At 73.9% G+C, this 7,560-nt stretch carries 5 protein-coding genes; 1 reads left to right on the forward strand and 4 read right to left on the reverse strand.

Features of this window, described 5'->3' with window-relative positions; translation table 11 throughout:
* Positions 1-103: 103 nt before the first annotated feature.
* From ACFWE2_RS23540 to ACFWE2_RS23555, 4 genes are read right to left on the reverse strand one after another with little or no spacing between them, the layout of a single operon-like run.
* On the reverse strand, positions 104-1,921 hold the full coding sequence (locus tag ACFWE2_RS23540; protein WP_377226634.1) for a biotin carboxylase N-terminal domain-containing protein: 1,818 nt from the start codon (positions 1,919-1,921) through the stop codon (positions 104-106).
* On the reverse strand, positions 1,918-3,621 hold the full coding sequence (locus ACFWE2_RS23545) for a carboxyltransferase domain-containing protein (RefSeq protein ID WP_377226638.1): 1,704 nt from the start codon (positions 3,619-3,621) through the stop codon (positions 1,918-1,920). Before ACFWE2_RS23545 ends, ACFWE2_RS23540 begins: the two co-directional genes overlap by 4 nt.
* A complete protein-coding gene (locus tag ACFWE2_RS23550) occupies positions 3,621-4,403 on the reverse strand; it encodes a LamB/YcsF family protein (RefSeq protein WP_377226635.1) in 783 nt (260 codons plus the stop codon). Before ACFWE2_RS23550 ends, ACFWE2_RS23545 begins: the two co-directional genes overlap by 1 nt.
* 60 nt (positions 4,404-4,463) lie before the next feature.
* Complete coding sequence (locus ACFWE2_RS23555) at positions 4,464-5,741, reverse strand: NRAMP family divalent metal transporter (RefSeq protein ID WP_377226636.1); 1,278 nt, start codon at positions 5,739-5,741, stop codon at positions 4,464-4,466.
* Positions 5,742-5,958: 217 nt separating this feature from the next.
* On the opposite strand from ACFWE2_RS23555, the gene ACFWE2_RS23560 reads away from it, so the two are divergent.
* Positions 5,959-7,503, forward strand: a complete 1,545-nt coding sequence (locus tag ACFWE2_RS23560) for a hypothetical protein (protein ID WP_377226637.1) — start codon at positions 5,959-5,961, stop codon at positions 7,501-7,503.
* Positions 7,504-7,560: the final 57 nt, after the last annotated feature.

A 7,560-nucleotide genomic window follows, 5' to 3' on the forward strand; every position in this document is an offset into this window, starting at 1 on the left:
GCCTTGAGATCGGTCAGTCAAACGACCGATCTCAAGGCAACCGACCGAAGTCGCGAGCGCAGGCGAGCAACTGACCGAAGTCAGCCGCGAACCCGTGGGGCGGTCAGCGCATGAGGTAGCCGATCGGGGTGCCGGCCGTGATCTGGGTGCCCTCCGCTGTCGCGTGCTCCAGGGTTCCCGCCGACTCCGCGACGAGCTGCGACTCCATCTTCATCGCCTCGACGACGGCGACGGGCTGGCCGTCGGCAACGGTCTCGCCGTCGGCCACGAGCCAGCGCACCAGGGTGCCGGGCATCGCGGGGAGCAGGGGCACGCGCCTGTCGTCCATCTCAGGGCCCGACGCCGGTGTCGCACCACCGGTCGTCGAGGCGGCGCCGGGTGCCGCGCTGCCAGGTCCCGTGCTCCCGGTACCCCCGCCCGCCGTCGGACCGAGTCCCGCGAACCCGATGCCGCCCGGCGTGCGCACCCGGTGCCGCTTGCCGTCGATCTCGACCCAGGTCTCCACGACCCCGGGCTCGACGACGGGTGCGGCGAGGGTCTGCGGATCGATCGATGCCAGCAGCTCGGTCTCTATCCACTGGGTGTGGACGGCGAACCCGGACCCGTCCGCCGAACCGCCGTCCGACCCCGTGAACGCCGGGTCGGTCAGGACCGCGCGGTGGAACGGCAGCACCGTCGGCACGCCCTCGACGACGGTCTCGGCGGCGGCCCGCCTGGCGCGCGCGAGCGCGGCCTCCCGGGTGGGCCCCCACACGACGATCTTGGCGAACAGCGAGTCGAACTCGCCGGGGATCACCGACCCGGACTCCACCCCGGCGTCCACCCGGACGCCCGGACCGGAGGGCGGCACGAACCGCTCGATGCGTCCCGGCCCGGGCAGGAACCCCCGCGCCGGGTCCTCGGCGTTGAGCCGCAGCTCGACGGCGTGCCCGCGCGGGGCGGGGTCCTCGGTCACGGACAGCGGCAGGCCGCTCGCGACGCGGAGCTGTTCGACGACGAGGTCCAGCCCGGTGGTCTCCTCCGTGACGGGGTGCTCGACCTGGAGGCGGGTGTTGACCTCCAGGAAGGACAGGGTGCCGTCAGCGCCCAGCAGGAACTCCACGGTTCCCGCGCCGCGGTACCCGGCCGCTGCGCACAGGTCGCGCGCCGACTCGTGGACCCGCTTGCACACCGCCGGGTCGAGGAACGGCGCCGGCGCCTCCTCGACCAGCTTCTGGTTGCGCCGCTGCAGGGAGCAGTCCCGGGTGCCCGCCACGACGACGTGGCCGTGGTCGTCGGCGATCACCTGCGCCTCGACGTGCCGGGGGCGCTCCAGGAACCGTTCGACGAAGCACTCGCCGCGCCCGAAGGCGGCCTCCGCCTCGCGCCGTGCGGCCTCGAACAGCTCGGGCACCTCCTCCAGGGTCCTCGCCACGCGCATGCCCCGCCCGCCGCCGCCGTGCGCCGCCTTGATGGCGAGCGGCAGGCCGTGCTCCTCGGCGAAGGCGAGCGCCGCGGCGGCGTCGGGCACCGGGCCGTCCGAGCCGGGCACCAGGGGTGCACCGACCGTCCGGGCCAGGTCGCGTGCGGCGATCTTGTCGCCCAGCAGCTCGATGGTGGCCGAAGTCGGTCCCACCCACACGAGTCCCGCCTCCTCGACGGCGCGCGCGGCGGCGGCGCGCTCGGACAGGAACCCGTAGCCGGGGTGGACGGCGTCGGCGCCCGACCGGCGGGCGACGTCGAGCAGCTTCTCGACCGACAGGTAGGTCTCGGCGGCGGTGCGGCCGTCCAGGGCCCAGGCCTCGTCGGCGAGGCGGACGTGCGGCGCGTCGGCGTCGCCGTCGGCGTACACGGCGACCGAACGGATGCCCAGGTCAGCGCAGGCGCGGATGATGCGGACCGCTATCTCGCCCCGGTTCGCGACGAGCACGGTGCGGATCATGGGGTGCCTCCTGGGCGGTTCTGGCCTTCGTGGTTCTGGATGGTGAAGCGGACGAGTGCGCCCGCGGGGAGCTGTCCGGCGAGCGGCACGTGGTCGGCGACGACCGCCCCGACCACCGGGTACCCGCCGGTCAGCGGGTGGTCGGCGAGGAAGAGGACCGGCTGTCCGTCCGGCGGAACCTGGATCGCGCCGGTGACGCAGCCCTCGCTCGGCAGCTCGGCGCCCTCGCGGTCGGGGACGCGGGCGAGCCGTTCGCCGTCCAGACGCAGCCCGATCCGGTTGGAGCGCGGGGTGACCAGCCAGTCCTGGCCGGTCAGCCGCGCGATGGTCGCGGCGTCGAACCAGTCGTCGCGCGGCCCCAGGACGATCGGCAGCACCGTCACCTCGCCGGGTGCCGGCAGGCTGTCCGACGGCGGCGCCTCGCCCGGGTCCGCTGCCGGGATCCCGCGTCCCGGGACGCCGACCGGCAGCAGGTCGCCGGACCCGAGCGGGTCCGGCCCCAGCCCGGCCAGCACGTCCGTCGCGCGGCTGCCGAGCACGGGCGGCACCTCGATCCCGCCGCGTACCGCGACGTAGGCGCGCACGCCCCGAACGGGCGGTGCGAGGCGCAGCTCGTCGCCGTCGTCCAGCGCGAAGGGCTCGCCCTGCCGGGGGCGGCGGTCGGGGCGCGCGGCTCCGGCGGCACCTGGTTCGGCGGCGCCCGGCTCGGCACCGCCCGATCTGTCGCCGCCCGGTCGGGCCGCACCCGGCCGCACCACGATGTCACCCACCGCCCCGGTCACCGCGAGCACCTGCGGGCCGTTGGCGCGCAGCCGTAGCCCGCCGACGGACTCGATGACCGCCGCGCCGGACGGGTTGCCCACGGCGCGGTTGGCCGCGCGCAGGCTCGGCCGGTCCAGCGCACCGGACGCCGAGACCCCGGCCCCCTCGGACCCGGGTCGCCCGAGATCCTGCACCAGCGCCTGCACCCCGGGGCTGACGACGACGAGCGCCCCGAGACGGTCCGCCTCGACCAGGCGATCAGGCACGGTCTCGAGCGGAGAAGCATGCCCAGGTGCTTGATGGGGGCGGCCCTTCGCGGCCGCCAGCGCGCGGACCGCCACGAACCGGACCTCGTCTCCGGGCAGCAGCAGGGCCGGGCGCTCCCGCGTCACGTCCCAGACGGGGGCGTCGGTGCGGCCGAGGAGCTGCCAGCCGCCGGGACTCTCCCGCGGGTAGACGCCGCTGTATGGCCCGGCGAGCGCGACGGACCCGGCCGGGACCCGGGTGCGCGGGCTCGCCCGCCGGGGGACCACCAGCTCGGGGTCGTCGCTGGTCAGGTAGGCGAAGCCGGGCGCGAACCCGACGAAGCCCACCGTCCAGGCCGCCGCGGTGTGCCGCCGGACCAGCTCCTCCGGGCTCCAGCCGAGCAGCCCGGCCGCCTCGGCGAGGTCGGCGCCGTCGTACAGCACGGGGATCTGGACGGTGCGTGCGGCGGAGGCGGCACGGCGTTCCAGCGGTCGGGTCCGCAGCTCCGCGGTCAGGGCGGACGCGGACACGGCCGAGGGCCGGAACGGCACCAGCAGCGTCCGGGCGCCCGGCACGGGCACGCCGACGCCCCGCACCGGATCGCTCAGGAGGGACTCGTACAGCGCGACCGCCTGGTCCAGGTCGTCGAGCTCGACCAGGAGAGCGTCGTCGCGGGCGGTCAGTACCCGCATCACGCTGCGGAGCCGCCGCCCGCCGGGGCGAAGGCCGTGAGCGCTATGCCCTCGGCGTCGAACACCTCGCGGATGCGCCGGGCCATGGCGACGGCGCCGGGGGAGTCGCCGTGCACGCACACCGAGTCGGCGTGCACGGCGACGTCGGACCCGTCCACCGCCGTCACGACGCCCTCGGTGACCAGACGCAGCATGCGGCGGGCGACGTCGTCGGCGTCGTGCAGCACCGCACCCGGCTCGCGGCGGGAGACCAGACGGCCTTCGGGCGTGTACGCGCGGTCCGCGAACGCCTCGGTGGCGGTCGCGAGCCCCGCCTCGGCCGCCGCGGCGAGGGCAACGCTGCCGGGCAGGCCGAGCAGCACGAGGCCCGGGTCGACCGCGGCGACCGCTGCCGCGACCGCCCGGGCCACCCGCTCGTCCACCTGTGCCGTGTTGTACAGCGCGCCGTGCGGCTTCACGTAGGTGACGACGCCGCCCTCGGCGTCGGCCAGGCCGCGGAGCGCGCCGATCTGGTACGCGACGTCGGCCTCGAGCTCGTCGTCCGGCACGTCCATGTTCCGGCGGCCGAACCCGGCCAGGTCGCGGTAGCCGACGTGTGCGCCGATCGTGACCCCGCGCGCGACCGCGGAGCGCACGGTGCGGCGGATGGACGCCGGGTCCCCGGCGTGGAAGCCGCAGGCGACGTTGGCGCTGGAGACGATGGCGAGCATCTGCTCGTCGTCGCCGAGGGTCCAGCGGCCGAAGCCCTCCCCGAGGTCGCTGTTCAGGTCGACGGCGCTCATGGTGCGGGTGTCCTTTCGATGGTGCGGTCTTTCGGTGGAGCGAGCTGCCGAGCCCGAGGCTCAGGCGGACAGCAGGTCGAAGATCGGGCCCACCGCGTTGACCGCCATGTACCAGGTGACCACGGCGGCCAGGGTGCCGACCACCAGGAGCCACCGCGGGTAGCGGACGGAGCCCAGCAGCGAGCCGCGGAACCAGCCGATGTACATGAACAGGGTCAGGCCGATGGGCAGGATGAGGCCGTTCACGCCGCCGACGAAGACGAGCAGCGTGGCGGGCGCGGTGCCGATCGCCAGGAAGACCACCAGCGAGACGATGATGAAGCCGACCGTCCACAGGTCCGCGGTGCGGCCCACGATCTTCGCGGAGAACACGGGCAGGAAGGAGACGGACGTGTAGGCGGCGCCGATGACGCTGGTGATCGCGGCGATCCAGAACACCGCGCCGAAGATGCGCAGGCCGGCCTCGCCGGCGGCGGCGGAGAACGCGTCGGCGCCGGGGTTGCCCGCGACGTCGAGCACGACGCCGGAGGCGACGACACCCAGGACCGCGAGGAACAGCACGTACCGCATGATGCCGGTGACGATGATCCCGCTGACCGCGGCCTTGTCGACCTCGCGGATGTGCTCGGGGCCCGCGGTGCCGGAGTCGAGCAGCTTGTGCGCGCCCGCATAGGTGATGTAGCCGCCGACGGTGCCGCCCACGATCGTGGTGATCGTGGCGAAGTTGATGGTGTCGGGCAGCACCGTCTGCCGCAGCGCCTCGCCGACGGGCGGGCCGGACAGGATCGCGACGATCACGGTCAGCACGATCATCACCACGCCGGCCACGATGACCACCCGGTCCACGACGGCCCCTGCACGCTTGGCGAGGAAGATCGCGATGGCGATGACCGCGCTGACCGCCCCGCCCACCCGGGGGTCGAGGCCGAACAGGGCGTTCAGACCCAGGCCCGCTCCGGCGGTGTTGCCGATGTTGAAGACGAGCCCGCCGAGCACGATGAGCACGGCCAGCACGTAGCCGCTGCCCGGCAGGGCGTCGTTGGCCAGCACGCTCGCACGCTTGCCGGTCAGCGTGATCATGCGCCAGACGTTCATCTGGACGGCGAGGTCCAGCAGGATCGAGACGAGGATGCCGAACGCGAAGGCGGCGCCGAGCTGCTGGGTGAAGGTGGCGGTCTGCGTGATGAAGCCGGGGCCGATGGCGGAGGTCGCCATGAGGAAGAGCGCGCCCAGCAGGGAGCGGCCGCGTGCGGAGGCGAACCGCCTGACCCCGGCGGTCGGAGGGCTCGTCGGCGTCTCTGCCGGCGAAGTGGTGGGCTCGTGGCTCGTGTCGGACATGGCGTCCTCCTGGTCGATGTGTTGAGCCGGATTGTTCAACAGTCAGGATGTTCCTCGTCAGATGTTTCCGCCGCATTGCGGAACATTGTCGATCATGACACGGCTCCGGTGCTGGGGAACAGCCCGGGACACCAGATTTTTACGTGGCCGACCCTGTTGGATTGTTCAACGAACCTCTACGGTCGTGACGACCACCTCCGAGGGGAGAAGTGACCGAATGCGCAGATCGAGAACGTTCAGACCACGTACCGCCGTCCGGGTGCGAGCGGGCGCCGTCGCCCTCGCACTGTGTGCTTCCACCGCCCTGGCGTCCCCGGTCGCAGCCCAGGCCGCGTCCGGGCCAGGCTCCGGGTCCGGAGCGGGCTGCCTCGACCCGAGCCTGCAGCTCTCGGTCGAGGAGAGCCGTCTGGCCGCTCGCCTGCCCGACGCCGCCGACCCGGCCGTCCCCGCCGACAGGACCTACGCCCGCACCGTCATCGAGGGCGGCGGGTTCGGCGGGTACACGGCCGCCTTCACCGCGGCCCTCTGCCGCACCCGGACGCTCGACAGCGCGACGGCGCTGGCCGCGCGCCAGGGTGAGGCCCTGTGGGACGCCGCCGTCCGCCGGGCCCAGAGCGACGGCCACGTACGCGGTGACCTGCCCGCGAGCGACGACCGCCCGCTGTACTGGACCCGCGTCGAGGCCATGGCGGTGCTGCGGCAGTGGGCGCCGCGCGGCGGCCTCACCGACGCCGAGCGGGCCGACCTCGTCGAGACGTTCGACAAGGCGGCGCGCGGCATGTTCGACATCGACCTGCCGCCCGGCGACGACGTCCTGCGCGTGATCGTGAGCGGCTTCGACGTCTACACGCTCGACGGCGGCACCACCTCCTCGGCGCCGGGCACGGTCGGTAACAACATCCGGCACGGCAACCCGTCGGGCGCCACGGCGCTCTCGCTGGACGGCACCACCTACCGCACCGACGACGGCAAGCTCGCCCACGTGGAGGCGTACACGCTGCCGGTGAGCTACCGCGAGTTCCAGGAGGGCTACCTGGAGGACACGGTCGGGCCGTTCATGCGCCCCGGACCACGGCAGGTCGACGCCTCGCTCACCGTGAGCCAGGCCGGCGGTTCCCAGTTCAACCTGGAGCAGTGGAACGCCCGCTACCACGGCGTCTCCCTCGGCAACGATCGCCTCGCGCCCTGCCCCCGCATCGGCGGCGTGCCGCAGCTCGCGATCGACAACCCGGGCTGCAACAGCCAGGTCGTCGACCGCTGGGGCGGCGGCGACGGGCTCACCGACCCGCCGCAGTGGACCACGGCCAGCCTGCCGGTCGCCGAGATGATCGCCGCGAACACCGGCGCCGACGTGCCCCGCCCGCCGGGCGACACCTGGCCCGACCCGTCGGTGGCCTTCGGCGTCGTCTGGAACACCAGCTATACGCAGTTCTCCGACTGCGCGTCACCCGTGCTCACGACCTTCAACAACCCGCCGCCGGTCACCTACCCGCCGGCCGCACCGCCCGTGCCCCCGGCCGCGGGTTCCTGCTCGTACAGCGGCGGAGGCGGCAACTACCTCTCGAACGAGAGCGCCTACCGCAACACGCTGCTGCGGGACCGCGCCGGGCTCGACATCCCGGCCGGGCACATCCACACGCCGGACATGCAGCACTTCGAGACCACGTTCGGCGTGACCGACCCGACGTTCGACGCGTGGCGCACCTCGATCGCGGCCCAGGCCCGCAACCTGGTCCACGCGGTCCTGGACACGGTCGACTGACCCGCCCAGATCGTTGAGTGCTGGCTATCTGCGGGTTCACGAGGCGATCTCCCGCAG

The organism is Promicromonospora sp. NPDC060271 (assembly GCF_042726755.1).
Taxonomy (GTDB): Bacteria; Actinomycetota; Actinomycetes; order Actinomycetales; family Cellulomonadaceae; genus Promicromonospora.